25 protein-coding genes are annotated in these 23,962 nt (G+C 72.4%); 15 read left to right on the top strand and 10 right to left on the bottom strand.

Annotation, left to right across the window (positions count from 1 at the left end; translation table 11 throughout):
• Positions 1 to 99 precede the first annotated feature (99 nt).
• The 3 genes from ACQPY0_RS24220 to ACQPY0_RS24210 are packed head-to-tail and all read left to right on the top strand — an operon-like array spanning position 100 to position 2,649.
• Positions 100 to 840, top strand: coding sequence for a GntR family transcriptional regulator (locus ACQPY0_RS24220; protein WP_432992852.1), 741 nt, complete (start codon positions 100 to 102; stop codon positions 838 to 840).
• A 34-nt stretch (positions 841 to 874) separates the two neighbouring features.
• A complete protein-coding gene (locus ACQPY0_RS24215; RefSeq protein WP_432992849.1) occupies positions 875 to 1,984 on the top strand; it encodes a TIGR03364 family FAD-dependent oxidoreductase in 1,110 nt (369 codons plus the stop codon).
• Positions 1,985 to 2,001: 17 nt separating this feature from the next.
• Positions 2,002 to 2,649, top strand: coding sequence for a phosphonatase-like hydrolase (locus ACQPY0_RS24210; RefSeq protein WP_432995370.1), 648 nt, complete (start codon positions 2,002 to 2,004; stop codon positions 2,647 to 2,649).
• A 34-nt stretch (positions 2,650 to 2,683) separates the two neighbouring features.
• Here the strand turns inward: ACQPY0_RS24210 and ACQPY0_RS24205 are convergent, their stop codons facing one another.
• The 3 genes from ACQPY0_RS24205 to ACQPY0_RS24195 form a co-directional block, all read right to left on the bottom strand.
• A complete protein-coding gene (locus ACQPY0_RS24205) occupies positions 2,684 to 3,316 on the bottom strand; it encodes a VOC family protein (RefSeq protein ID WP_432992846.1) in 633 nt (210 codons plus the stop codon).
• Positions 3,317 to 3,320: 4 nt separating this feature from the next.
• A complete protein-coding gene (locus tag ACQPY0_RS24200) occupies positions 3,321 to 3,503 on the bottom strand; it encodes a hypothetical protein (protein WP_432992843.1) in 183 nt (60 codons plus the stop codon).
• Between the two features lie 80 nt (positions 3,504 to 3,583).
• Positions 3,584 to 4,804, bottom strand: a complete 1,221-nt coding sequence (locus ACQPY0_RS24195) for an MFS transporter (protein WP_432992840.1) — start codon at positions 4,802 to 4,804, stop codon at positions 3,584 to 3,586.
• Positions 4,805 to 4,905: 101 nt separating this feature from the next.
• Between ACQPY0_RS24195 and ACQPY0_RS24190 the strand changes: the two genes are divergently transcribed.
• From ACQPY0_RS24190 to ACQPY0_RS24180, 3 genes are all read left to right on the top strand, one after another.
• Positions 4,906 to 5,436 (top strand): TetR/AcrR family transcriptional regulator C-terminal ligand-binding domain-containing protein, encoded by a 531-nt coding sequence (locus ACQPY0_RS24190; protein WP_432992837.1) that lies wholly within the window; start codon positions 4,906 to 4,908, stop codon positions 5,434 to 5,436.
• Positions 5,437 to 5,446: 10 nt separating this feature from the next.
• Positions 5,447 to 5,824 (top strand): DUF427 domain-containing protein, encoded by a 378-nt coding sequence (locus ACQPY0_RS24185; protein ID WP_432992834.1) that lies wholly within the window; start codon positions 5,447 to 5,449, stop codon positions 5,822 to 5,824.
• Between the two features lie 174 nt (positions 5,825 to 5,998).
• Entirely contained in the window at positions 5,999 to 7,240 is a 1,242-nt protein-coding gene (locus ACQPY0_RS24180; protein ID WP_432992831.1) for a L,D-transpeptidase, read from the top strand.
• Here ACQPY0_RS24180 and ACQPY0_RS24175 read toward each other — a convergent pair.
• Positions 7,231 to 8,016, bottom strand: a complete 786-nt coding sequence (locus ACQPY0_RS24175; protein WP_432992828.1) for an alpha/beta fold hydrolase — start codon at positions 8,014 to 8,016, stop codon at positions 7,231 to 7,233. The two genes, ACQPY0_RS24180 and ACQPY0_RS24175, sit on opposite strands and share 10 nt — an antisense overlap.
• A 57-nt stretch (positions 8,017 to 8,073) precedes the next feature.
• Between ACQPY0_RS24175 and ACQPY0_RS24170 the strand changes: the two genes are divergently transcribed.
• The 3 genes from ACQPY0_RS24170 (at position 8,074) to ACQPY0_RS24160 (ending at position 11,287) form a co-directional block, all read left to right on the top strand.
• Positions 8,074 to 8,505, top strand: a complete 432-nt coding sequence (locus tag ACQPY0_RS24170; RefSeq protein WP_432992825.1) for a MarR family transcriptional regulator — start codon at positions 8,074 to 8,076, stop codon at positions 8,503 to 8,505.
• Positions 8,506 to 8,649: 144 nt separating this feature from the next.
• Positions 8,650 to 9,171 carry a hypothetical protein gene (locus ACQPY0_RS24165; RefSeq protein WP_432992822.1) on the top strand — a complete coding sequence of 174 codons (522 nt, stop codon included), beginning with the start codon at positions 8,650 to 8,652 and terminating at the stop codon, positions 9,169 to 9,171.
• 253 nt (positions 9,172 to 9,424) lie between these two features.
• Positions 9,425 to 11,287 carry a PQQ-binding-like beta-propeller repeat protein gene (locus ACQPY0_RS24160; RefSeq protein WP_432992819.1) on the top strand — a complete coding sequence of 621 codons (1,863 nt, stop codon included), beginning with the start codon at positions 9,425 to 9,427 and terminating at the stop codon, positions 11,285 to 11,287.
• Positions 11,288 to 11,467: 180 nt separating this feature from the next.
• On the opposite strand, the gene ACQPY0_RS24155 is transcribed toward ACQPY0_RS24160, so the two are convergent.
• From ACQPY0_RS24155 to ACQPY0_RS24140, 4 genes are all read right to left on the bottom strand, one after another.
• A complete protein-coding gene (locus ACQPY0_RS24155; RefSeq protein WP_432992816.1) occupies positions 11,468 to 13,378 on the bottom strand; it encodes a DNA recombination protein RecN in 1,911 nt (636 codons plus the stop codon).
• Entirely contained in the window at positions 13,375 to 13,860 is a 486-nt protein-coding gene (locus tag ACQPY0_RS24150; protein ID WP_432992813.1) for a hypothetical protein, read from the bottom strand. The genes ACQPY0_RS24155 and ACQPY0_RS24150 overlap by 4 nt, the downstream gene beginning before the upstream one ends.
• Complete coding sequence (locus tag ACQPY0_RS24145; RefSeq protein ID WP_432992810.1) at positions 13,857 to 14,831, bottom strand: hypothetical protein; 975 nt, start codon at positions 14,829 to 14,831, stop codon at positions 13,857 to 13,859. Before ACQPY0_RS24145 ends, ACQPY0_RS24150 begins: the two co-directional genes overlap by 4 nt.
• A 91-nt stretch (positions 14,832 to 14,922) precedes the next feature.
• Entirely contained in the window at positions 14,923 to 16,038 is a 1,116-nt protein-coding gene (locus tag ACQPY0_RS24140; RefSeq protein ID WP_432992807.1) for an endonuclease/exonuclease/phosphatase family protein, read from the bottom strand.
• Positions 16,039 to 16,090: 52 nt separating this feature from the next.
• Between ACQPY0_RS24140 and ACQPY0_RS24135 the strand changes: the two genes are divergently transcribed.
• Positions 16,091 to 16,717, top strand: coding sequence for a CPBP family intramembrane glutamic endopeptidase (locus ACQPY0_RS24135; protein WP_432992804.1), 627 nt, complete (start codon positions 16,091 to 16,093; stop codon positions 16,715 to 16,717).
• Positions 16,718 to 16,760: 43 nt separating this feature from the next.
• Here the strand turns inward: ACQPY0_RS24135 and ACQPY0_RS24130 are convergent, their stop codons facing one another.
• Both ACQPY0_RS24130 and ACQPY0_RS24125 read right to left on the bottom strand, forming a co-directional pair.
• Positions 16,761 to 16,985: a hypothetical protein gene (locus ACQPY0_RS24130; RefSeq protein ID WP_432992802.1), complete on the bottom strand. Its 225-nt coding sequence runs from the start codon at positions 16,983 to 16,985 to the stop codon at positions 16,761 to 16,763.
• Entirely contained in the window at positions 16,982 to 17,674 is a 693-nt protein-coding gene (locus ACQPY0_RS24125; RefSeq protein WP_432992799.1) for an MFS transporter, read from the bottom strand. The genes ACQPY0_RS24130 and ACQPY0_RS24125 overlap by 4 nt, the downstream gene beginning before the upstream one ends.
• A gap of 178 nt (positions 17,675 to 17,852) precedes the next feature.
• Here ACQPY0_RS24125 and ACQPY0_RS24120 point away from each other — a divergent pair, with 178 nt between their 5' ends.
• The 5 genes from ACQPY0_RS24120 to ACQPY0_RS24100 all read left to right on the top strand — a co-directional run bounded on the left by ACQPY0_RS24120 (position 17,853) and on the right by ACQPY0_RS24100 (position 23,916).
• On the top strand, positions 17,853 to 19,076 hold the full coding sequence (locus tag ACQPY0_RS24120) for an SPFH domain-containing protein (RefSeq protein WP_432992796.1): 1,224 nt from the start codon (positions 17,853 to 17,855) through the stop codon (positions 19,074 to 19,076).
• Positions 19,077 to 19,083: 7 nt separating this feature from the next.
• Positions 19,084 to 20,151 (top strand): hypothetical protein, encoded by a 1,068-nt coding sequence (locus ACQPY0_RS24115; RefSeq protein ID WP_432992793.1) that lies wholly within the window; start codon positions 19,084 to 19,086, stop codon positions 20,149 to 20,151.
• A 336-nt stretch (positions 20,152 to 20,487) separates the two neighbouring features.
• Complete coding sequence (locus ACQPY0_RS24110; RefSeq protein WP_432992791.1) at positions 20,488 to 20,679, top strand: hypothetical protein; 192 nt, start codon at positions 20,488 to 20,490, stop codon at positions 20,677 to 20,679.
• A gap of 266 nt (positions 20,680 to 20,945) precedes the next feature.
• Positions 20,946 to 21,794 carry an ROK family protein gene (locus tag ACQPY0_RS24105; RefSeq protein ID WP_432992788.1) on the top strand — a complete coding sequence of 283 codons (849 nt, stop codon included), beginning with the start codon at positions 20,946 to 20,948 and terminating at the stop codon, positions 21,792 to 21,794.
• A 31-nt stretch (positions 21,795 to 21,825) separates the two neighbouring features.
• Positions 21,826 to 23,916 (top strand): alpha-galactosidase, encoded by a 2,091-nt coding sequence (locus ACQPY0_RS24100; protein ID WP_432992786.1) that lies wholly within the window; start codon positions 21,826 to 21,828, stop codon positions 23,914 to 23,916.
• The last annotated feature ends 46 nt before the right edge of the window (positions 23,917 to 23,962 follow it).

Genomic DNA, 23,962 nt, shown 5'->3' with positions numbered 1-23,962 from the left:
CGGATCGTCGGCTGCCGGTGGCGACGATGACGGCCCTGCACTTGCCGAACGTGGGGCTCGGGCGGGGTGGAGGCGACGCACGTGCTGTACAAACGCGGAATGAACAGCGCTGTCGACGCCGGGGTGCCGTCCCACGGGCGGATCCCCAAGCATTATGCGGTCAAGGCCGAGCTGCTCAGCCTGCTCGCCGAGCTCGGTGTCGGGGCGCTGCTGCCCGCCGAGCGGGAGCTCGCCGCGACCTACGGGGTCGCCCGCTCGACCGTCCGGCAGGCGCTGCAGGAGCTCACCATCGAGGGGCGGCTCAAGGCGTTCCGCGGGCGGGGGACGTTCGTCGCCGCGCCGAAGCTGATCCAGCCGCTCGGGCTCGTCAGCTACACCGAGGCCGTCCGTGAGCAGGGGCGGCGGCCCGGGCGGCAGGTCGTCACCATCGAGTCGGTGCCGGCCGGCTCCGCGCACGCGGCCGAGCTGCGCATCCCCGCGCAGACGCACGTGTACCACCTCGAGCGTATCCTCCTCGCCGACGACGAGCCGCTCGGGCTGGAGAGCACCTACCTGCCCGTGCGGCGCTTCCCGGACCTCCTCGACGGCTTCGACCCGACCACCTCGCTGTACCGGCACGTCAGCACCCGCTACGGCCTCGTCTACACCGAGGCCCGGGAGCGCATCGAGACCGTCCTTTCCACCCCGCGCGACGCCCAGCTGCTCGGCATCAACCCCGCCGTGCCGATGCTGCTGATCCAGCGCCTCTCCTTCGACCAGCGCGGCGAGCCGATCGAACGCGTTCGTTCGCTGTACCGCGGCGACCGCATTGGCTTCGAGACCGTGCTGCGCGTAGATTAAAGGTCCGAACCTTTAATGTTTTGGGGGCCGGCTCGTGAAGGTAGCGATCGTCGGCGGCGGGGTGCTCGGCACCATGCACGCCTGGCACGCCGTCCGGCGCGGCCACGAGGTCGTCCACCTCGAGCGCGAGACTGAGGCCCGCGGGGCTTCGGTGCGCAACTTCGGCCTGGTCTGGGTCTCCGGCCGCGCCGCCGGGCCCGAGCTCGCGACCGCACTGCGCGCCCGGGAGCTGTGGGAGCGGATCGGCGCGGAGGTGCCCGGCGTCGGGTTCCGCGCCAACGGCTCGATGACCCTGGTCCGGACCGAGGCGGAGTGGGCGGTCGCCGAGACGGCCGCGGCGCGACCGGACGCCGCCGAGCGAGGGTGGCGACTGCTCGACGCCGAGGCGGTACGCTCCGTCAACCCGGCGCTGCGGGGCGAGTTCCTGGGCGGGCTGCACTGCGCCCGCGACGGTGCGGTGGAGTCGCGCGTGGCGCTGCCGGCGCTGCGGGCCGCACTCGAGCCGAGCGGCCGTTATCGATGGGTTCCGGGACGCGAGGCCAGAGACGTGCGCGAGGGCGCGGTGCGCGACGACACCGGCGAGGTCCACGGCGCCGACCACGTCGTGCTGGCCACCGGCGCGGCGCTCGGCGGGCTCGTGCGCGAGCTCGCCGGCCCGCTGCCGCTGCGCCGGGTCTGGCTGCAGATGGCCCAGACCGCGCCGCTGGGCGAGCCGCTGTCCACCTCGGTCGCCGACGCGGACAGCTTCCGTTACTACCCGGCGTACGAACCGGCCTCGCTCGCCGAGCACCAGCCACAGCCGCCGGTCGCCGCCGAGCACAAGATGCAGCTGCTCATGGTGCAGCGCCTCGACGGCGGCCTGACCATCGGCGACACCCACGCCTACGCGGAGCCGTTCCCGTTCGACGAGGTCGAGGCGCCGTACGACCACCTGACCGAGGTCGCCTCGGCGCTGCTGGGCCGCCCGCTGCCGCGCATCGAACGCCGCTGGAACGGCGTGTATGCGCAGTGCCTCGACCCCGCCGCCGTCGCCTACCACGCCACCGTGACGCCCGGTGTCCGGCTCGTCACCGGCCCGGGCGGGCGCGGCATGACCTGTTCGCCCGCCATCGCCGAGCAGACCGCCGAGGAGCTTTCGTGGTAGACGTGGTTGTCCTTGACATGGCCGGCACGACCGTACAGGACGGCGGCCTCGTGGAGCGGGCGTTCACGGTGGCCATGGCGGCCCAGGGAGTACACCCCGGGGAAGGCGAGTTCGAGGACATGCTGGCGCACGTGCGCGCCACCATGGGCGAGTCGAAGATCAGCGTCTTCCGGCATCTGCTGCGCGGCGACGAGGCCCGCGCCCGGGCGGCGAACGCGGCGTTCGAGCACGCGTACGCCGAGCTGGTCGACGGCGGCCACTGCGCCGCGATCCCGGGCGCCGCCGAGGTCATCGACCGCCTGCGCACGGCGGGTGTGAAGGTCGCGCTGACCACGGGCTTCTCCCGCGACACCGCCGACCGCATCCTGTCGGCCCTGGGCTGGACGGACATCGCCGACCTGACCCTGGTCCCGGCGGAGGCGGGCCGCGGCCGGCCGTATCCGGATCTGGTCCTCACGGCCGTGCTGCGCCTGGAGATCGACGACGTACGGTCGGTGGCGACGGCGGGCGACACGACGTACGACGTGCTGTGCGGCCTGCGCTCCGGCGCCCGGTTCGCCGCGGGCGTGCTGACCGGCGCCCACGACGAGCCGGCCCTGCGCGCGGCGGGCGCGACGCACGTCCTGCCATCGGTGCGCGACCTGCCGGCGGCGCTGGACATCTGACGCGAGGTCACGGGCCGGCCGGGAAAGGCGTGGACTAATCCCGGCTTTGCCACGTCGTGATGCAGGCCTCGTTGCCCTCCGCGTCCGCCAGCACCCAGAACGCCGGGGCGTGGGTGTCCGAGACCAGGATGCCGCCCGCGGCCAGGGCGGCGGCTACTCGGGATTCGGCCTCTTCATGCGGTACCGATATATCCAAATGAATCCGATTACGCTGCGGGCGCGGGACGTCCATGTGCTGAAACCACACGGCCGGGGTCACGCCGAGCGGGTCCAGCAGGGCGGCGCCGTATTCGTCCGGGCCGCCGGGGGTGTCGACGTACGCCAGGACCGCCCGCCAGAATGGGCGGAGCCGGGCGATGTCCAGCGCGTCGATGGCGATTTCGAGTTGCTGCGTCCGGGACGGCACCGTCGTCAGGCCGGCCGCTCGCAGTGCCTCCGTCACCCGGCGGGCCAGGTCCACGCCGGCGGTGCCGACGTCGTGGATGCTCAACAGGACCCGGTCGCGGCGTAGATCCAGGGAAATCGGGCCGTCCGGGCAGTGGGCGGCGACCGCGGCGGCCTCGGGCAGGGAGCGCACCGCCACCGTCGATCGCAGGGTGCCGAGGATGTAGCGCCAGCCCAGGGCGGCCACCGCCGCCTGGGCCTCGGCTCGTGTCAGGTTACTCACCGATCTACATATACAGGTCGACGCCCTTGCCGTCGGAGACCTTCGCGGCCACCTGGACGTTGTGCTTGGCGCCCAGCAGCCGGCTGAGGGTGTCGGCCTGGGCGTTGACCTGGGCCTGGCGGGTTGCCGGGTCCACCTGGGTGCCCGCGGCGGGAACGCTGAAGGTCACGGCGTCGCCGATACGCATGTGCAATGCCTCCCGAGCCTGAGTGACGAACGCGGACTGGTCCCCCTGCCATCGGCACGGGGACCAGGGTTCGTAGGAGTTCAGCGGGCCAGTCTGAGCTGCGCGGCCAGGGCGGCCAGCGCGGCGGCGATGATCGCGGCGCCGTACCACAGGACGGTCGTGAGCAGGCCCAGGGGCGCCACGAGCTGGCCGGCGACGATCGCGGGGACGCCGAAGGAGAGGTACGCCACGAGGAAAACCGCGGCGAACAACCCCGCGCGCTGGTGGGCCTCGGCGAGCGGGCCGACCGCGCGCAGCGCCCCGGAGAAGGTGGCGCCGAAGCCGGCGCCGCCGATCAGGCCGCCGATCCACAGCAGCGGCAGGGTCACCGTGGCGATGCCGGCGAGGACGATCGCGGCGCCGAGCAGCACGCCGACGGTGCCGAGGCGGACCACGTGGCGGGCGGGGTGGCGGCTGAGCAGGTACGCGGCGGTCGCGGCGGTGGCCGGTGGGACGAACGCGGTGACGCCGTTGAGCAGGCCGCTGCTGTGGTGGAACACGTCGCGCAGGATGCTCGGGGACAGGCCCATGAACAGGCCGGCCAGCATCCACGAGGCCAGGTGCGCGGGGGCGGCGGCCACGAAGTCCGGGCGGGCCGGGCGCGGCACGAAGACCCGCGGGCGCAGCGACGCCAGGGCGCCGGGGCGGCGGGTGACGGTCTCGGCGGACAGGATCGCGGTCGCGGTGCCGAGGGCCACGATGACGGCGAGGGCGGTGAAGACGATGAGGTTCGCCCGGTGCGTGAACTGCACGGCGGCGCCGGTGAGCAGGGCACCCAGGCCCAGGCCGCCCGCGGGGGCGACGGCGCCGAGGATGCCGCCGAGGCGCTTGTGCCGCTCGGGGGCGAGCTCGACCAGGGCGGCGGTGAAGGCGCTGCTGGCCGCGCCGGTGGCGACGCCCTGCACGACGCGGGCGGCGATCACCCAGCCGATGTTCGGGGCGAAGACGAACATCAGCATCGCGGCGAGCTCGACGGCGAGCGAGGCGATCAGGACCGGGCGGCGGCCGACGTGGTCCGACAGGGCGCCGACGACGACCAGGGAGGCGAGCAGGCCGAACGCGTACGCCGCGAACGCCACCGTCAGCACCCAGGGCGCGAAGCCCCACTCGTGCTCGAAGAGCACCAGCAGCGGGGTGGGGGCGCCGGCGGCGAGGTACAGCGACGCGAAGGCCAGCGCAGCGCCGGTGAACGCCACGGCCGGCGGCAGGGTCCGTCGCCGGGCGGGGGCGGTGACCGGGCGGTCGAGTGTTGCGGTTGACATCGCGCAGCTCCTAAAAGCAACGATCCTTGCGTTACGCTGAAGATACGCCTCGACGGGCCGGTTAAAGCAAAGATTTTTGCCTTAGTAAGGAGGGTCACACCATGTCTGCCCCTGTGCGCCGCACCGGCGGGCGCAGCGCCGCCGTGCTGTCCGCGATCCGGTACGCCGTGGAGGACCTCGTCCGCGAGCGCGGGGCGGAGAAGGTGACGATCCCGCTGGTCGCCGAGCGCGCCGGGGTCAACCCGACCAGCGTGTACCGGCGCTGGGGCGACGCGGCGACGCTGCTCAACGACATCGCGACGTACCGGCTCGACCCGGACCGGGAGCTGCCCCACTCCGGTGACCTGCGCGCCGACCTCATCGCCTGGGCGAGCGAGATCGTCGAGCACTACCGCAAGCCGCTCAACGCCGCGATCCTGCGCGGCGGCAGCGCGTCGGCCGGCGAGCAGGAGACCGAATGCCTGCGCAACCGCCGCGCCGAGGCGCTCGTCATCGTGGGCGACGCCGGGCCGGCCGCCGACGAGATCATCGACGGCATCATCGGCCCCATCGTGTACCGCGCGATCTTCCTCCCGTGGACGCTGGACGAGGATCTGGCGGTCCGCCTGGTCGACAGGTTGGTCCCGGCCTAGCGTTGGCCGTATGAGTCGTCCACACCTGATTCCCGGTCCCGACCACCCGATCACCGTCACGCCGGCCGACGTGCGGGTCGTGGTCCGCTCCGGCGAGCACGTCGTCGCGGACACCACGAACGCCCTGGCCCTGCAGGAGTCGACGTACCCCGTCGCGTACTACGTGCCGCTCGACGACGTGAACCAGCAACTGCTGCAGCGCACGGACCACAGCACGTACTGCCCGTACAAGGGCGACGCCTCCTACTACTCCGTCGTCACCCCGGAGGGCACCCTGGACAACGCGGTGTGGAGCTACGAGACGCCGTACGAGGCCGTCTCCCCCATCGCCAAGCGGGTCGCCTTCTACACCGACCGGCTTGAGGTGACGGTGGTCTCAGAATCCTGAATCGCTCGATAAATCCGGCGACTTCGTCGCCGGATTTATCGGTTATTTCGTATATGCACTTTTCTTGCGGCACAACCTTTCCCGCCCCTGCGTACGTCTATGGTTCGGACCGCCCGGAGGGTTTTGCGGAACGGCTCCGGGTGGGTACCGTTCGCGGACGGGGAGGGCACATTCATGTTGAGTCGTCGCAAGATGCTGGCCACCGGCGCCGGAGTCGCCGCGGCCGCCGCGCTCGCAGCGTGTGACAACGGCAGCACGGGCAAGAGCACCTGGACCTCCGGCGGGGCCTCCTCCGGCGCCGAGGGCGGGGGCGACGGCGGCGGTGCGGCCGAGCCGGCGAAGCTCACCATCACGCCCGCGGCCGACACCAAGGACGTCTCGCCGACCAGCCAGGTCACCGTCGCGATCGACAACGGCACGCTGAGCACGGTCACCGTCTCCGCCAACGGCAAGAACCTCGACGGCAAGCTCTCCGGCGACAAGAAGTCCTGGACGTCCAGCGGCACCCTGGCGTATGGGCAGACCTACACGGTCGCCGTCGCCGGCGCGGACGCGGCCGGCAAGGACGTCAGCCAGAACAGCACGTTCACGACGCTCAAGCCCAACGCGGTGGCGTCGATCACGCTGCAGGCCAACCCGATGCTCGCGCTGAAGAACGGCGGCACCTACGGCGTCGGCCAGCCCGTCATCGTGTTCTTCAACAAGGCCGTGAAGAACCAGGACGCCGCCGAGCAGGGGATGAAGGTGACCACCTCCCCGCAGGTCGAGGGCAAGTGGCACTGGGTCACCAACCAGAGCGCGCACTGGCGGCCGGAGAAATACTGGGCGAAGGGCACCACCGTCAAGGTCAGCGTCAACCTCCTCGGCGTGGACCTGGGCAACGGGGTGTACGGCGGGGGCAATTCCAGCGCCAATTTCTCCATCGGCCCGTCCCGCATCGCCATCGCCGACTCCAACACGAAGCAGATGGAGTGCTACGTCGACGGCCAGATGGTGAAGAAGATCCCGGTCAGCATGGGCAAGGGCGGCACGACCACCGGCTCCAAGGGCGAGACGATCGACTTCTTCACCCGCTCCGGCGTGCACGTGCTGATGACCAAGGAGCCGCTCGTCACGATGAGCTCCGCCAGCTACGGCATCACGGACAAGAACAACCCGAACTACTACGAAGAGAAGATCAAGCTGGCCTGCCGGATCTCGCTCTCCGGCGAATACGTGCACATGGCCGACTGGAACATCCCGCAGCAGGGCAAGGCCAACACCTCGCACGGCTGCATCAACGTGGCCCCGGCCAACGCGCAGTGGTTCTACGACACGTTCGACGTCGGCGACGTCGTCGAGGTCCGCAACACGCCGAAGAACCTGCCGCTCGTCGACGGTCTCGGCGACTGGAACGTGGCCTGGGGTCAGTGGTAGCCGGCGGTCAGCAGCTCCCGCAGCTTCCGCGCGAACGCCTTCGGGCGCAGCACGTGGGCGTTGTGCCCACCTTGGAACTCGGCGGGCTCGCGGCCCAGTAGCCGGGCCAGGGCCTCGGCTGGGGCGCCGTGCGGGCGGCCCTTCGAGCTGGTGCCGAGCGCCGGGACGACGGCGGGCGGGGCGTCCTTGAGCAGCGGGTCGAGGTAGAGGCGGAACCGGCGCGCGGCCGGGGCGTCGTGGGTCAGGAAGAACGCCAGGTTCCGTCCCCGCTCCGGCTTCGGCCGCGGTATCGCCACGTCCGGCTCGCGGTCCTCGAAGTCGACGCCGGTCAGCTCCAGGAACTGGCGCATCGCCGCCTGCATGTCGCCGGCGGCGAACGCGGCCTCGGCGGCCTCCTGGCGCGCGACGAACGGCTCCGGGTCGTCGAGGACCTGGGTCAGCGGCGGCTCGTACGCGACCAGGGTGCGGACCAGCCCCGGGTATCGCGCCGCGAGGTCGAGCCCGATCAGCGCGCCGATGCTGACGCCGAGCACGTCGACCGGGGCCTTGGCCTGGATGGCGAGCAGCAGCGCGAGGTCGTCGGTAAGCGACTCGACGGTGACCGGCCCCTCCCCCACCGGACTGCGCGACAGCCCGCGCCGGTCGTAGGTCAGCACGGTGAACGTGTCGTCGCCGGTCAGTTCGTCGACGAGGGCGGCGCTCGCGTCCGCGTCGCCGTCACCGCCCTGCACGATGACGAGCAGGCGCTCGCCGTTGCCGTGTTTCGTGGAGTACATGCGAGCGACCGTAATACATCATTTCTGATGCATCAAGTCTGCTGTATTGTCGTCGGCGTGAACGGTCTCGAACTCCTCGTCCTCGGCCGCACCCTGATGAAGCTGGGCAGCGTGGCGATGCCGGCCCTGGGCGACGAGAGCCTGCCGGCCAGCGTGCGCTCGGTACTGATCGACGTGACCCAGCACCCGGACAGCTCGGTCGGCGAGATCGCGGCCCGGACGGGGTTCCCGCAGAGCCACGTCTCGGCGTCGATCGCCCGCCTGCAGGAGCACGGGTCCGTGGTTTCCTCGCCGGATCCGCGCGACCGGCGGCGCACCCTGGTCCGGCCCAACCCCGACGCCAAGCCCGCCTTCGTGGTGGTCACCGGCGAGCCGGCCGACGACGTGCTGCTGCAGGCGCTCCGCGATCCGCGGGCGCTGCCGGAGGTCCGGACGGCACTGCAGACGTTGTACCGGCACCTGCTTCCGCCCCCCTCCCCTGCTGACTGACAGCGTCCGAGCGATCCGTCAACCGGCCGCAGGCTGATGCCGGCGAGTTCGGCCATGCCCCGTAGGACCGCGATCGCCCGGCCGACCTTCTCGCGTCGCGATGACGACTGCGCCGGCCGCGGCGGCGCTGATACGGTCCGCCGATTGCCCAGGGTGCAGGAGGTTCCGCGGGTGTCGAAGGAGAAGGTCGCGGTGGCGGTGGCGGCCGCACTCTGCCTCGGGGTGCCGGTCGCGGTCCTGCTGTGCGCGCCGGCGGTGGCCGTGCGGATCGCGGTCACCGGGCGGGACCTCGACGCGCGGGTGGTGTTCGAATGGGGCTCGGTCGCGGCGGCGGCGCTCGCCCTGCTGCTGGTCCGGCTCACCGCGGCGCGCGACGGGCGGCTGCGCGGCGGCCGGGCGCCGTGGCTGCGCCTGCCGCTCGCCGCCGGGCTGGTGCTCGTTGCGGCCAACGCCACCGCGTACCTGTTGATGGTCCGCGGTGACCACCCGGGCGTTGTCGTGCCCGGATTCCTGTCCGTGTACGGGCCCGCGGCGCTGGCCGCGGCCGCCGCACTGGCCGCGGTGCGCCTCTGGGACCGGCACGGCGGCGGGTCATCAGGCGGCGCGGAACGCGGCCCGGTACGTCTGGGGCGGGACGCCGGCCACGCGCCGGAAGTGCGGCCGTAGCGCAACGCCGCCGGCGACGCCGCACGCCCGGCGGCCGCGTCGGTGCTCGGCAGCAGGTGCTATCGGGTGCGTCATTTGTGGTCAGGGCACTTGCGAATCGGCCGCGGCTGCGACGACCGCGCCCGGACGGGCGGCCTGGGGCGGGAACGCAAGACCCCTGCGGGATGAATGAGCCGTGTCGGTCACCGTGTCCGGAATTATCATGATTTAGCGTCTTTATCATCGCGAACGGGGCTACATACGGGGAGGCGTCGTGAGGAGGCCGTACACCGCGGCTGGGTTGCTGGTCGTGCCGGCGGCGGTGCTCACCGCCAGCGTGGCCGCGCATCCGCAGCCCGTCGCCGCGCCGTCGCTCGAGACCGCGACCGCCGACGCCGGGGGGCGCCCGGGGGATCTCGTGCGCGGGGCGTCGTTCGAGATGGCGATGCGGGACCTCGTCGGGTACGACCCCACGGCCGGCACGATCGTCGCGCAGGCGGACGCGGGCGCCGAGCTCGCCGGCATCGATGCGCACACCGGCGCGGTGCGGTGGCGGCGGCAGCTGGACGACTCCGGGGAGTACGGCACGGTGCTGTGGTCACAGAACGACCTCGGGGCCGGGTCCGTGCTCGTCAACAGCCTCGCCAAGAACTCCCGGGCGGCCGAGCTCACGGCGCTGTCGACGCGCACCGGGGAGGTGCGGTGGCGGATGCCGCTGACTGCCCGGACCGAGGCGATGGCGGCCGGCCCCGCGCTGCTCGTCGGCGAGCCGGCGCCGGACTCGTCCAGCATGCGCTGGGCGAATCCCCGCGACGCGCCCAGGGACGATCCGGGCGCGACGCCCACCAGGAACGCCGAGAACGGCGGAAAGCCGACAAAATCGCCGTCCACCGCGACCTGGGGTCCCCGCGCGGCCAGGACCCCGGGCACGAAGACGAGCGCGACCAGCGGCGCGGCGCGCAAGACCCGCGTGAACGCGAGCCCCACCGCGGGCCCGGGCCTGGGTCCGTCGCCGAGCCCGAGCCCGAGCCCGAGCAAGGCAGCGGGCAACGGTAAGGATCAGGGGCGGTCGCGGATCGGGCACGCCGACGAGGACGCCGGGTCCGTGGTGACGCGGAACGCGCCGGAGCCGGGGACGTTCAGCGCCGTCGCGGCCGGGGACGGGGGGCGGCTGTGGACCGCCGAGCTGGCCGAGGGGTGTGAGCTGCGGGCGGCTGCCGGGGACGGGAAGACGACCGCGGTGCGGCTGGCCTGCGGCGAGCACGATCGGCTGGAGATCCGCGACGCGCGGACCGGGGCGCTGCGGTCGCGGACCGAGCTCGATCCGGTCGCCGATGACGGCGGACTGGGGCTGCTCGTGCGCGACGGGGCGACGCTGGTGCGCGGGGCGCGGACGTTCCAGGTGTTCGGGCCGGACGGGGCGCGGCTCGTCGCGCGCGACGGTGACGGGTGCGCCGAGTTCTGCGACCTGGCCGTCGAGGGCGATGTGGCGATCGTGGCGCAGTCCGGGGGCAGCACCGACCGTGCCGACGGGGCGCTGGAGGCGTTCGCGCTCGCGGACGGGGCCGAGCGGTGGCGGGCGGAGCGGACCGTGCGGGCGCTCGTGCGGGAGGGCGGGCGACTGTACGCCATCGGGCCCGCCCCGCAACCGGTGCCGTTCCTCGCGGTGTCCGGGGTGGGCGAGCGCGGGGTCTCGGCGCCGGTCGCCACCGCGCTGCCGGCCGGCGCGATCCCCCAGCGCGGGTCGGCGGTGCTCGTCGCCGACGACCGGAGCCGGTCAGGCAAGGCCGACGGCCGGACCCGATCCGGCTCGGGCAAGGGCGATGTGGGTCTCGCGTGGTATCGCATCCGGGCCGTCGACACGCCCGCCGGGTATCTCGGCGGGGCCGTCCAGCGGCCCGATCCGTGCCGGGTCGTGCCGCCCGGAGACCTGGCGAAGCGGCTCGGCAAGCAGCGGGTCACAGCACATCGGGACGACGCGGCGACGTGCACGTTCACGAACGGCAAGGACGCGGTGCGAGTGCGGGTGCTGTGGGCGGGGACCGACGAGGACTCGGCGAAGCAGCGGTTCGACGTGGTCAAGGGCGACAGCGTCCAGCGATACGGCTCAGTGGTCGTGGGCATCGAGAAGGCCTAAAACACCGCAACCGTTGAGCAGGGCTGAAACACCGCAAACGTCGAGTAGGGCTTGAAGGACCGCGGACGTCGAGTAGGGCTTGAACACGCGCCCGGGCGCCCCGCTCGCTATCCATCCCTCACGCTACCCGACCCATCCAAATCGCGATCACGCAGCGTGATTCGCCGTCACGAGAAGTCGTCAGAAGTCGTCGTCGATCAGGCCGTAGGGGGGCTGGTCGGGGCGGCGGGAGTAGCGCACGATCACGTCGTCGGCGGCGAACGGGGGCGGGGCGTTGTCCGCCACGATGATCTGGGCGCCGACGCCGCGGCCGCCCAGCCAGGTCTCGACGTGGCGGTAAATGCGCTCGATCGTGCGGCCGTCCTCCAGATCGCCCAGGGCGCCGAGGTTCTTCTGGGGGCTGTCCAGCAGCAGGAAGCCGGGGTGGGAGGAGCGGCTCTCCCAGGCGGTCTCGAACATCGCCAGCTGCCAGGCCAGCGCGATCAGGGTGCGGCCGCCGGAGGAGGCGGCGGTGTAGGGCTCGCCGCGCACATACGGCGTGAGGTCCTCGGCCAGGTAGGCGTCGGCGAGCTTCGGGTAGCGGAACTCGGCGAGGACCTCACGATAGCGCTCGCTCACGCGGCGGACCGCGGCGGAGCGGTCGGCGCGGCGGGACGGGGCGCCGGACGAGCCGAGCTCGTCGCGGTCGGTGTCGAGCTGGTCCATCATCTGCAGGATGCCGTTGGCGCGGCGTTCGAGGCCCTGCACGAGCCGCAGACCGTCGGCGGCGCGTTGCAGGGTCGCGGCGGCCTCCTCGCGGCGGCGGGCGATCGCGTCGCGCTCGGCGAGGAACGGGGTGACGGCGTGCGCGGTGGCGGCGTCGACCTCGGCGGCGGCGCGGGACTCGGCGTCCTGGGCCCGGGACGCGGCCGCGCGCAGCTGCGGGATTTCGCGTTCGAGGTCCTCGAGGTGCCGGTTGAGCTCGGCTAAGCGGGTCTTGGCCGAGCGTAGCTCCCCGGAGACGTCGACCGGGGCGACCGGGAAGCGGCAGGCGGGGCAGCGCTCGTCGGCGGCGGTGAGGGCCGCGCCGCAGGAGGCGCAGGCGCCGGCGCCGGTCTCGAAGAGGCGGTCGGCCTCGGCGAGCATGGTCCACTTGCTGACGTCGTCGGCGTAGCTGCCGCGCAGCGGGATGAGCCGCTGCAGCTGGGTCTCGCGGTCGCGCAGCTCGGTGTAGGCGGCCAGGGCGGCGCGGGCGGCCTCGCGGTGCCGCTCGCGCAGGTCGGCGGCGAATCCGGTGGCGGCTCGGGCGCCGGCGTCGAGTCCGGCGAGGGTCTGGGCGCAGGCGGCGAGCTCGTCCTTGGCGGTCTGCTCCAGGGCCTCCAGGTCGAGGCGGGTGCCGACGTGCTGGTCCTCGACGAGCTGCTCGGCGGCCCGGTAGGCGGTGCGGGCCGCGGCCAGCTCGGCCTCGACGCTGCGGATGCGCCGGCCGATCTCGACGGCGTGGTCGTCGTGGACGTCGAAGATCACGTCGACGACCTGGCGGAGCTTGAGGTGTTTCATCGGGACGCTCTCGAAGAGCAGGTCCTTGCCGTCGAGGCGCTCGTTGGGCAGCAGGCACAGCCACATGACGTCGCGGAAGCTCAGGGGGTCGTCCGACTCATGCGCCGCGTCGAAGGACAGGCGGACTCCTTGAAGTTTGCAGTGCGACAGCAGCAGGCTGGAGAGGCTGTCGGGGTGGCCGGCGGGGCGCAGGGTGCGGCGCACGCGCGCGGCGTTGCCGGGCTTGTCGAGGCGTCCGGCGCACACGTAGGCGAACATCGACGGCTCGCCGACGGCACGCTCGATGAGATACGGCGAACCGGAGAGCTCGACCTCCAGCGTCGCGGACTTGACCTTGGGGGTGATCTCCGGATGCCGGGGATGGTCGTTGGCCCCGAGGCAGTAGTCGACGAACTCCAGGATCGTGGTCTTGCCGGTGCTGAACGCGCCGGCCAGCACCGACAGGGGGCGCGGGGTGTCGTCGGGGGCGCGGAAGTCGACGTCGTAGTCGCGGTCGTCGCCGTGCAGGCGCAGCCGCCTGATCCGGATGCCCTGAGTGCGCAGACCGATCATGGCACGTCCTTGACTGGGACGGGGAGGAGCCACTGCCGCAAGCCCTCTCGAAGCTTACGACCACTGAGGCGCTTGAGCCGCCTGACGACGATACGAACCGCTGTGATGTATGACTGAGCATACATTGCCGTGAATCGCCGGGCCATGCTCGATCCTTCGTCCGTGAGGCGGTACGTCACGCGTCCGGCGGCCGTGACCCCGACCAGGCCCTGCGCGACGAGCGTCGCGAGGTCCCGGCCGAGGTGCAGCTGGGCGGTGGCGAAGCGCTGGGCGGGGCTGGCGTAGGCGACGGTGCGGTCGTCGAAGCCGGCCAGCCGCAGCGCCGTGCGGTCCGGGTCGTCGTCGGACCGGGCGAGCAGCAGCGGCTGCCCGGCCAGGAACTCGTACACGCCGAGCCGCTCGGCGTCGATGCCCTCCCCCGCCACGGCGAGCACCAGCAGCAGCCGGGCCCGGCGGAAGGCGCTCAGCTCGTCGGGTGTCATACCATCTCCCGCCAATGTCGCACCCAGCCCGCGCGGCGCTGCTCGACGACGCGGTGCATGAGCCCGCAGCGGTGGACCGCGCCCAGGTGGAACACCGAGGGGAAGGCGGCGGACTCGCGGATCTCGCGCATCACGGAGGCGTGCAGCCCGGGCAGCAGCGTGTCCTGCGGCTGCCGGGCGACGAACGCGTTGAAGTCGGCCTCCCAGATGCCGTGGACGAGCCCGTCGGCCTCGTCGAGGGCGTCGAGCTCGGCGGGGACGCGTTTGTCGAAGATCTCGCGGGCGAGCAGGTCGGCGTTGAAGTACTCCCGCTTGGCCGCCCCGACCTCGGCGTGCCCGGCGGCGCGCAACTGCCGGACGAAGAGCGCGTGCTCGAGCGCCGTGTCGTCCTCCGGACGCAGATCGTGCAGCGGTACCCGCGGTCCCCGCACAACCCCGGCCGGCGCCGCGTAGGGGTCGTAGAAGTGCCGGCGCACGTGCGCGCAGTCGGGCTTGACGAGCAGGTTGCGCAGCGCGTTCTCGTGCCACAGCTCGATCTGCACGCCGGTCTCGCGCTGCCGCCGGGCCCGCCAGTTGTCCCACCACTGGGCGGTGGGCGCGTCCATGCTGGCCGGCACGCACAGCACCCACTGCGCGAGGCGATAGCCGTTGCGCGCGGCGGCGGCGACCGCGGAGTCGAACGACTCGCGGATCTGCCCCTGGTGGGAGCGGGTGACGATGGGCCAGAAGTACTTCGACTGCCAGATCACGACGAGGCCCGAGAGCTCGCCGAGCAGGATGTCGATGCCCCAGTCGCCGGGGTTGGCGCTGATCGCGCGGGCACCCGGATACACGGCGGCGAGCAGCATCGCGAGCATCTGCTCGAAGTCGTCACGTGCCCCGGCAAGATTGCCGGCCCGCAGCTGGTGCGCGGCGAAGTTGATCGGGGGCTCGCCGGAGGCGAGGCTGGTCGAAGCGGCGGTCGCAGTCATCCTCCCTCGCCCTCTGACCCCCGACAGACGCGATCATCCGATCCCAAGGGTTCCACGGACGGCGATATCACCGCTACTGTGAGCGTAAATTTCACCGAATGTGTGATCCCAGTTTGTCGAGATCGATATCCGCGAAGATGGCCGCGTGGTCGGAGCCGGCGTGCACCGCCCTCGTCATGGTGTCGTAGACGGGCCATAGCACCCCGTTGCGCCCGCCCCACACGCCCTTGCGCAGGATGCCGCCGCCGGTCACGGCCGCCCACAGCGCCGGGGACAGCAGCACGTAGTCGAGCTTGTTGCGGGCGGTGCAGGAGCCGTAGGTGCCGGGCCGGCCGGCGTCGTCGAACGCCGGGTGCTCGCCGATGTCGCGCAGGTCGGTGCCGCGCAGCAGCGGTTCGAGGGGCTCGCTGCCCGGGGTGTCGTTGAGGTCGCCGACGACGGCGACGAACGGGGTGGCCTGGGCGCGGTAGATCTCGGCGACGCGGGCGGCCTGGCGGCGGCGGGTGGCGTCGGAGGCGACCTTCCCGCCGTACCCCTTGCTCTTGAGGTGGTTCACCAGCACGACGAGGCGCTCGGCGCGGCCGGGGAGCGCGAAGTGGTACTCGGGGCAGTCCCGGCTGAACACCCGTCCGCGCTCGTCCTCGTCGTCGACGTGGGTGCGCTGGCCGGTGAGGGGGAAGTCCTCGGTGGACATCACGCCGACGTCGATGCCTCGCTCGTCGTTGCCGTCCATGACCATGATGTGCCGGTACAGCCCCCGCAGGCCGCCCTCGGTGAACCGCTTGAGCGCGTGGCGGCTCTCGGCCTCGATCACGCCGAGCACGTCGGCGCGCAGGTCGAGGATGACCCGCGCGGTGTTGAGCAGCGCCTGTTCGTCGCAGCGGTCGGTGGTCAGCTCCACCCAGCCGATCCAGTCGGCGCGGCCGCCGGCGACGACCTCGACCCGCCCGTCGCGGGCCCGGCGCAGCAGCCGCCCGCGGTTCTGCCGCAGCCGCGCGAACTTCGCCAGGTCCCCGCCCCGCAGCCCGAGCCGCGCGAGCTCGCGCAGGATGTCGCGCTTGATCTCGTCGGTGTAGACGGGCTCCTCGAGCAACTCCCCGGCGCGCGCGAACGCCTCCAGCACCGGCCGGCCGGCCGCCCACGTGCGCTGGTCCAGCGCCTTGGCCCGGTTGAACAGGTTCTCGACGTTGTAGCTCGCGATGCGCATCGTCCACGAGAGTAGGGTGAGATCGTCATCTGCGGATGACACCGTCCCCCGGATGGTCGCCGAGTTCATCCTGGTGTTCTTCGTACTTCCCGTGCTGTTCGCCTTCGTCAAGATCCCCGGCGGCCCGATCCCGATCCTGCTCGTGCTGACCATCGTCGTGGCGTTCTACTTCCGCCGCGCCCGGGACTTCGAGCGCCGCGACCTGTGGCGCGCCGAGGCCCTGCGCCCGGCCCTGCCGAGGATCCTGCGGCTGTGGGCGCTCGCCGCCGTCCTGGCGGTGGCGGCGGTCTGGCTCTTCGATCGCGAGCACCTGTTCGACCTGCCGCGGCACAACCCGGGACTGTGGGCGCTGATCGTGCTCGCGTACCCGATCGTCTCGGTTTACCCGCAGGAGCTGCTCTTCCGCGCGTTCATGCTGCACCGGTACGCGAAGCTGCTGCGCACCGAGAAGGTCGCCGCCGGGTTCAGCGCGGTCTCGTTCGGCCTGGCCCACCTGCTCTTCGGCAACCCGGTCGCCGTGGTCCTGACACTGCTCGGCGGCTGGCTGTTCGCGCGCCGCTACCAGCAGACCCGTTCGCTGCTGACGGTCTGCGCCGAGCACGCCGCCTACGGGCTGCTGATCTTCACCGTGGGCCTGGGCCGGTACTTCTACCACGGGACGAACTTCGGCGGCTCGTGAGCACGCCCCCTGACCCACGGGTGTTGCGCGGCTGGGCCGTTTCTCAGGACGCGGACACCGGCAGGGCCGAGGCGATCGCCACGAGATACCCGGCGGCCCCGGCGAACAGCGCGACCCGCACGTCGGCCCCGGCCAGCAGCGCCCCGAGCGCGGCGATCCCGAGCGCGCTGCCGACCTGCCGGGAGGCGTTGAACAGCCCGGTCGCCAGCCCCGCCCGCCCGGCCGGTGCGGCCTCGACGACGGCGGAGGTGGCCGCGACCATGCTCATGGAGATCCCGAGGCCGCCGAGGACGAGGGCGGGCACCAGCCCCGCGTACGGCACCCGCCCCGCCAGCACCGCCAGCCCGGCGCCTTAAACCGCGAAATGTCCGAAAAATCTGGCGCTTGCGCCGGATTTTTCGCATCCGCCGGGACATAGCGGCGCGCGAGCCACAGGGCCAGCAGGGTCACCGGCACGTTGACCCAGAAGATCGAGCGCCAGCCGAAGGCCGCGGTCAGCACGCCGCCGGCGAGCGGGCCGATCGCACCCGCGAAGCCGCCGATCAGCGCCCAGCCGGCGACGGCGCGGCCGCGCTGGCCGCGGTCGGTGTACGTGCTCTGCACCAGGGCCAGCGAGGATGGGACCAGCAGGGCGGCCGCCGCGCCCTGGACCGCGCGGGCGGTGAGCAGTGGCGGCAGGGCCGGGGAGACGGCGCAGGCGGCCGAGGCGGCCCCGAACAGGGCCAGCCCGGCCAGGAAGGCGCGGCGGGAGCCTAGGCGGTCGCCCAGCCAGCCGCCGGACAGCAGCAGGCCGGCGAAGGCGACCGTGTACCCGTCGACGACCCACTGCAGGCCGCTCACCGAGGCGTTCAGGTCGCGGCCGAGCGCGGGCAGGGCCACGTTGACGATCATCATGTCGATGACGACCATGAACCAGCCGAGGCACAGGGCGGCGAGCGGGCGGCGGTCGTAGGGCATGACCGACGTGTACCCGGACACAACACGGCTACGCGGATGCCTGGTTCCCGACTGACGGGCGGCGGCTCGTACGGTGAAAATAGATCTGGCGCGGCTTCCCGACAACTTGTGGGATTCACCCAGGTTGAGTTGCTAGGGTCTGCGACGCTCGATGATCCGAACGCTAGGGGGACCGACTGTGGGACTGTGGGACAAGGTCAAGGGCGAGTTCATCGATATCATCGAGTGGCTCGACGACAGCCGGGACACGATCGTCTGGCGGTTCCCGCGCTACCAGAACGAGATCAAGATGGGCGCCAAGCTCGTCGTGCGCGAGTCGCAGGTCGCGGTCTTCGTCAACGAGGGCCAGATCGCCGACGTGTTCGTGCCGGGCACCTACACGCTGCAGACGCAGAACCTGCCCATCCTCTCGACGCTCAAGGGCTGGAAGTACGGCTTCGACTCGCCGTGGAAGGCCGAGGTGTACTACGTCAACACCCGGCAGTTCACCGACTTCAAGTGGGGCACCCAGAACCCGGTCATGATGCGTGACCCGGAGTTCGGGATGGTGCGGCTGCGGGCGTTCGGCGCCTACTCGCTGCGCGTCGTGCACCCGGAGAAGCTGCTCAAGGAGCTCGTCGGCACCGACCCGCAGTTCCGCACCGAGGAAGTCTCGGAGTTCCTGCGCCAGCTCATCGTGGGCCACCTCGGCCCCTCCCTGGCCGCCGCGCAGGTGCCGGTGCTCGACCTCGTCTCGCAGCAGCTGCTCATCGGCCAGAAGCTCGCCGGCGTGCTGACGCAGGAGCTGGAGCAGTACGGCATCCAGATCCCCAAGTTCATCATCGAGAACATCTCCCTGCCGCCGGAGGTCGAGGAGGCGCTGGACAAGCGCACCTCGATGGGCGTGCTGGGCAACCTGGACCAGTACTCGAAGTTCCAGGCGGCCAACGCCATGGAGGCGGCCGCCAACAACCAGGGTGGCGCCGGCGAGGGCTTCGGCCTGGGCCTGGGCATGGCGGCCGCGCAGCAGGTCGCGAACGCGATGCGCCCGCAGCAGGCCCCGCCCGGCTACGGCCCGCCGCAGGGCTACGCGCCGCAGGCCCCGCAGGGGTACCCGCAGCAGGGCTACGCCCCGCAGGGCGCCCCCGGCTACCCGCCCCAGCCGGCCCCGCCGCAGTCCGCGCCGCCGATGGCCCCGCCGCCGCCGTTGCCGCCGCAGGAGCAGTGGTACGCCGCCATCAACGGCGCGCAGGCCGGCCCGTTCGACGCGGGCGCGCTCGCGCAGCAGGTCCAGGCCGGCGCGGTCAACCGGGCCACGCTCGTGTGGAAGAACGGCATGGCCGCCTGGACGCCCGCCGAGCAGGTCCCCGAGCTCGCCGGCATCTTCGGCTCCGTTCCCCCGCCGCTCCCCCCGATGGGCTGATCAGAACATGTCACAGACCCAGTACCCGTGCGCCGGGTGCGGCGCCAACGTGGAGTTCGCACCCGGCACCAACGTGCTCAAGTGCCCGTACTGCGGCCACGAGACCGTGCTGCAGCAGACCGGCGCGCGGGTCCGCGAGCACGACTTCCTGCAGTTCACCAGCCTGCCGCGCAAGCCGGTGGCGACGCTGGCCAAGCACGTGTTCGTGTGCCGCAACTGCGGTGCGCAGACCGAGAGCGAGTCGATCTCGGACCGCTGCCGGTTCTGCACCGCCCCCGTGGTGGCGGAGCTCAACGCGCAGGAGCTGGTGGTGCCCGAGGCCGTGCTGCCTTTCGTGCTGGACAAGCGGGCGCTGCGCGAGGCGCTGGGCGAGTGGGCGAAGTCGCGCTGGTTCGCCCCGTCGGGCCTGAAGAAGGTCAGCGAGGCCGAGACCGCCAAGAGCATGTACCTGCCGCACTGGACGTACGACTCGCGGACGGTCACGGACTACCAGGGTCAGCGCGGCGAGCACTACTGGGTCACCGAGACCTACACGGAGAACGGCGAGACGAAGACCCGTGAGGTGCAGAAGACGCGCTGGTTCCACGCCAGCGGCACCGTCTACTACGACTTCGACGACGTGCTGGTGACCGGCACGACCAAGGTGACCCAGAAGCACCTCGACGAGCTGGAGCCGTGGCCGCTGCCGGACTCGCAGGCGTACCGGCCGGAGTACCTCGCCGGCCACGAGACGCTGCGCTACGACGTCGAGCCCGAGACCGGCCTGGAGAACGCCAAGGGCAAGATGCGCCCGGTCATCGAGGCCGAGTGCCGCCACGACATCGGCGGCGACGAGCAGCGGGTCGACAACATGCACACGCAGTACAACGACGTGACCTTCAAGCTCATGCTGCTGCCGGTGTGGATCGCCTGCTACCTCTACGCGGGCAAGACCTACAACATCCAGGTCAACGGCGTGACCGGCGAGGTCGCCGGCGAGCGGCCGTACAGCGCCTTGAAGATCGCCATGGCGATCCTCGGCGCCCTGCTGGCGATCGCCGTCATCGTCGGCATCTACGTCGCGACCAAACGCTGACCCCTGCCGGACCGCCGCCCGCGGCGCGCGACCCCGACGAGGGCTCGCGCGCCGCGCGCTTCGACCGGGTCGCGCCGCGGCTGGCCACCCTCCGGCTTCCCGCTGCTGTACCACTGGCGGGTCCTGCCCCGCCGTGAGCGCACCGAGATCGACGTCGAGGCGTCCACCCGGTATTGGAACGGCGACGGGGCGGTCCGGCGCCGGCTCACGGAGCTCAACGCGGCCACCGCCGCGCTGACGCTGCTGCTGGAGCACATCCCGTACGACATCGCGAGCCTGCGCCACGAGGGACCCTGGACCGACGTCGAGGCCCAGCTCACCGCGGGCATCGCCGCGATGATCGCGGCCGGCCTGACGCACTTCGACGCGTACGTGGGCAACCTGCGCACCGACGGCCGCCGCGTGTACCTCACCGACCTCGGCCTGGCCATGCACCGCCGCTTCGCGACGACCGCCGCGGAAATCGCGTTCCTGGACGCCCACGAGGGCTACGACCACCGCCTCGCGGCCGGGCACCTCGCCACCTGACTCGCGTTCACCTACGCCGGCCGGGGCGGCTGGGAGGAGGGCAAGCGGCTGGTCGCCGCGGCCGCCGGCGGCACGCTCCCGCCGCAGCTCGCGGCCGCGCCCCGGGACGCGCGGGCGCGCGCCGCGCGCGCGGGTGATCCGCCGGCACGCCGCGACCGCCGCGCGCGCCTCGAAGCTGACGCCGTATCCGTACGCACTGCCGAGGCGCGAACCCGGGGTACGATAACGTTTACGCCGTGCAGGCGAGCGACTCTCCCCTTCCTCCCGTGCGGGTTCTCGAGATCGGTGGGAGTCATGTGACCGCCGGTAGTGTCGAGGTGGCCGGGCACCGCATTCTCGACCGGCAGCGGCACTCGCTCGACCCGTCCCGGGACGCGCTGAGCATCGTCGGCGCGCTCGCGGACGCGGCCAAGCGGCTGCTGCCCGGGCCCGAGGACCGGTGGGCGGTCGCGATGCCCGGCCCGTTCGACTACGTCAACGGGGTGTCGCTGCACGAGGGCGTCGGCAAGTTCGACCAGCTGCACGGCGTCAACCTGCGCGAGGCACTCGCCGCGGCGATCCCGGCCGACCCGGCCGCGTTCACGTTCGTCAACGACGCGGACGCGTTCCTGCTCGGCGAGTGGGTCGACGGCGCCGCGACCGGGGCCGGCCGCTGCGTGGCCGTCACGCTCGGCACCGGCATCGGCTCGTCCTGGCTCGCCGACGGGGTCGTGGTCTCCTCCGGCCCCGACGTGCCCCCGGACGGCGAGATCCACTTCTGCGACGTCGACGGCGTGAACATCGAGGACCTGGTGTCGGACCGGGCGCTCGTGCGCGGCTACCACGCCCGCACCGGCACCGCCGTCGACGGCATGCGCGGGCTGGCGGAACTGGCCCGCGGCGGCGACCAGGACGCCCGCGTGGTCGTCGGCACCGCGTTCGGGCACCTGGGGCGGCTGCTCACCGAGTGGCTTTCGCGCTTCGGCGCCGAGGTGGTCGTCGTCGGCGGGTCGATGACCGGCGCCTGGGACCTCATCGAGCCGGCCCTGGGCCTCACGGTTCCGGCCCGCCCGGTCGCCGACACCGAGCGCTCCGCGCTGCTGGGCGCGGCCTACGCGGGCAGCGCCGGGCGCTGACAAACGCGCGGTCAGGTGCTACGAACGGTGGATGTCCTTACCGCTGATCTCCGCACCCGTCCAGGGCGTCTGGGTGCTGCGCACGCCGCGCAGCGCGTACGTGCTCTCCCTCGGCGGCCAGGACGTTCCGCTCGCCGCGCACTGGGGCGCGCCGGTCGACGACGAGGCCGCGATCGCCCTGGCGAAGGTGCCGTTCGACGCGCCGCGGGGCAGCTGGGAGAGCCACCTCGACGGGCGGGAGGAGTACCCGTCGGACTCCGGGATGCGCTTCACCGAGCCGGCCCTGGCGCTGCGCTTCCCCGACGACGGGCGGACCGTGCGCTGGGTCTTCGGCACGGCGGAGATCGACGGCGGGCATCTGCGGCTACGGTACACCGAGCAGACCCGCCCGCTGCGCCTCACCCTGCACTACCGGGTCGGCGAGCGCCACGACGTCGTCGAGCGCTGGGCCGAGCTGCGCACCGACGTGCCCGTCGAGGTCGTGCGGGCCGACAGCGCCGCCTGGTGCCTGCCCCCGCGCGAGGGCACCCGGCTGAGCACCCTGCACGGCCGCTGGGGCGCCGACAGCCGCCTGGAGCGCACCGCGCTGCCCGACGGCACGCTCCGCCTCGGCAGCCGGCGCACCACGACGAGCCCGATGCACAACCCGTGGTTCGCCGTCGACGACGGGGCCGCGACCGAGACGCACGGCGAGGTGTGGAGCGCGGCGCTGGCCTGGTCCGGCACCTGGCGCGCCGACGTGCAGCGGCTGCCGAACGGCCGGGTGGTGGCCAACCTGGGCGCCGGGCACGAGTCGCCGGTGGCGCGGCTTCGCGCCGGTACGACCTATGAGGCTCCGAAGAGCTGCGGACTGTGGACCGACGGCGGCTTCGGGGCGGCCAGCCGGGCCTGGCACGACTACGTGCGCGGCGCGGTGCTCCCGCACGGCGAGGAGCTTCGCCCGGTGCTGTACAACTCGTGGGAGGCGACCGGCTTCCGGCTCGACGAGGCCAACCAGATGGCGCTCGCGGAGCGGGCCGCGGCGCTGGGCTGCGAGCTGTTCGTGATGGACGACGGCTGGTTCGGCAACCGGGTCAGCGACAACGCGGGCCTCGGCGACTGGCAGCCCAACACCGATCGGTTTCCCGACGGCCTCGGCCCGCTCGTCAAGCGCGTCCACGAACTCGGCATGCGCTTCGGCATCTGGGTCGAGCCGGAGATGGTCAACCCGGACAGCGACCTGTACCGCGCCCACCCCGACTGGGTCTACCACTCCCCCGGCTACCCCCGCGACGAACTGCGCAACCAGCTCGTCCTCGACGTCGGCCGGCCCGAGGTGGCAGCCTGGATGCACGGCTGGCTCGACCGGCTGCTGAGCGAGTACGACATCGCGTTCGTGAAGTGGGACATGAACCGCCCGGTGACCGACCCCGGCCCGTACGGCGACCTGCTGTGGTCCTCGCGGCACGCGCTGAACCTGTACGCCGTGCTGGACCGCCTGCGCCACGACCACCCGCACGTGCGCTTCGAGTCCTGCGCCTCCGGCGGCGGCCGCGTCGACCTGGGCATTCTGGCCCGCACGGACCAGGTCTGGCCGAGCGACAACACGGACGCGAGCGACCGCCTGCACATCCAGGAGGGCTTTTCGCAGCTGTACCCGTCCCGCGCCATGACCGCCTGGGTGACCGACGCGCCGAACTTCCTGACCGGCAACCGGCTGCCGCTGCGGTTCCGCTTCCACGTGGCGATGGCCGGTGTCCTCGGCATCGGCGGCGACCTGCCCCGGTGGACGCTGGAGGACCAGACCGAGGCGGCGGCGCTGATCGCGCAGTACAAGCGCATCCGCCCGATCGTGCAGCAGGGCAGCCTGCACCGCCTGCGCTCCCCGCGCACCTCGCCGGCCCCGGCCCTGGCCTATCTGTCGGCCGACGGCACCGAGGCGGCCGTGTTCCAGTTCCTCGACGGCCACCGCTACGGCGAGCCCGCCCCGCCGGCCCGCCTGCCGTTCCTGCCGCCGGGCACCTGGCAGGACGCCGACACCGGCACGGGGTACGCCTCCGCGTTCCTGGCGGCCCACGGCCTGGACGCGGGCCTGTTCCGCAACCACGACAGCGCCGTCACCCACCTGCGCCGCGTCGCCTGAGGCCGCTGCTGCTCACGCGTAGACGCGCGCTGCCGATGTGCGCCCG

This window comes from Dactylosporangium sp. CA-233914, assembly GCF_050942935.1.
Taxonomy (GTDB): Bacteria; Actinomycetota; Actinomycetes; order Mycobacteriales; family Micromonosporaceae; genus Dactylosporangium.
Note: the sequence above shows the minus strand (reverse complement) of the source record. Positions and strands in the feature narration are given on the sequence as shown.

What these genes read in the sequence shown, in the direction of transcription:
- ACQPY0_RS24220 (WP_432992852.1), top strand. Translation starts at nt 100, where the DNA reads ATGAACAGCGCTGTCGACGCCGGGGTGCCGTCCCACGGGCGGATCCCC.
- ACQPY0_RS24210 (WP_432995370.1), top strand. Translation starts at nt 2,002, where the DNA reads ATGGCCGGCACGACCGTACAGGACGGCGGCCTCGTGGAGCGGGCGTTC.
- ACQPY0_RS24200 (WP_432992843.1), bottom strand. Translation starts at nt 3,503, where the DNA reads ATGCGTATCGGCGACGCCGTGACCTTCAGCGTTCCCGCCGCGGGCACC.
- ACQPY0_RS24195 (WP_432992840.1), bottom strand. Translation starts at nt 4,804, where the DNA reads ATGTCAACCGCAACACTCGACCGCCCGGTCACCGCCCCCGCCCGGCGA.
- ACQPY0_RS24190 (WP_432992837.1), top strand. Translation starts at nt 4,906, where the DNA reads ATGTCTGCCCCTGTGCGCCGCACCGGCGGGCGCAGCGCCGCCGTGCTG.
- ACQPY0_RS24185 (WP_432992834.1), top strand. Translation starts at nt 5,447, where the DNA reads ATGAGTCGTCCACACCTGATTCCCGGTCCCGACCACCCGATCACCGTC.
- ACQPY0_RS24180 (WP_432992831.1), top strand. Translation starts at nt 5,999, where the DNA reads ATGTTGAGTCGTCGCAAGATGCTGGCCACCGGCGCCGGAGTCGCCGCG.
- ACQPY0_RS24175 (WP_432992828.1), bottom strand. Translation starts at nt 8,016, where the DNA reads ATGTACTCCACGAAACACGGCAACGGCGAGCGCCTGCTCGTCATCGTG.
- ACQPY0_RS24155 (WP_432992816.1), bottom strand. Translation starts at nt 13,378, where the DNA reads ATGATCGGTCTGCGCACTCAGGGCATCCGGATCAGGCGGCTGCGCCTG.
- ACQPY0_RS24150 (WP_432992813.1), bottom strand. Translation starts at nt 13,860, where the DNA reads ATGACACCCGACGAGCTGAGCGCCTTCCGCCGGGCCCGGCTGCTGCTG.
- ACQPY0_RS24145 (WP_432992810.1), bottom strand. Translation starts at nt 14,831, where the DNA reads ATGACTGCGACCGCCGCTTCGACCAGCCTCGCCTCCGGCGAGCCCCCG.
- ACQPY0_RS24140 (WP_432992807.1), bottom strand. Translation starts at nt 16,038, where the DNA reads ATGCGCATCGCGAGCTACAACGTCGAGAACCTGTTCAACCGGGCCAAG.
- ACQPY0_RS24135 (WP_432992804.1), top strand. Translation starts at nt 16,091, where the DNA reads ATGGTCGCCGAGTTCATCCTGGTGTTCTTCGTACTTCCCGTGCTGTTC.
- ACQPY0_RS24130 (WP_432992802.1), bottom strand. Translation starts at nt 16,985, where the DNA reads ATGAGCATGGTCGCGGCCACCTCCGCCGTCGTCGAGGCCGCACCGGCC.
- ACQPY0_RS24125 (WP_432992799.1), bottom strand. Translation starts at nt 17,674, where the DNA reads ATGCCCTACGACCGCCGCCCGCTCGCCGCCCTGTGCCTCGGCTGGTTC.
- ACQPY0_RS24115 (WP_432992793.1), top strand. Translation starts at nt 19,084, where the DNA reads ATGTCACAGACCCAGTACCCGTGCGCCGGGTGCGGCGCCAACGTGGAG.
- ACQPY0_RS24110 (WP_432992791.1), top strand. Translation starts at nt 20,488, where the DNA reads ATGATCGCGGCCGGCCTGACGCACTTCGACGCGTACGTGGGCAACCTG.
- ACQPY0_RS24100 (WP_432992786.1), top strand. Translation starts at nt 21,826, where the DNA reads ATGTCCTTACCGCTGATCTCCGCACCCGTCCAGGGCGTCTGGGTGCTG.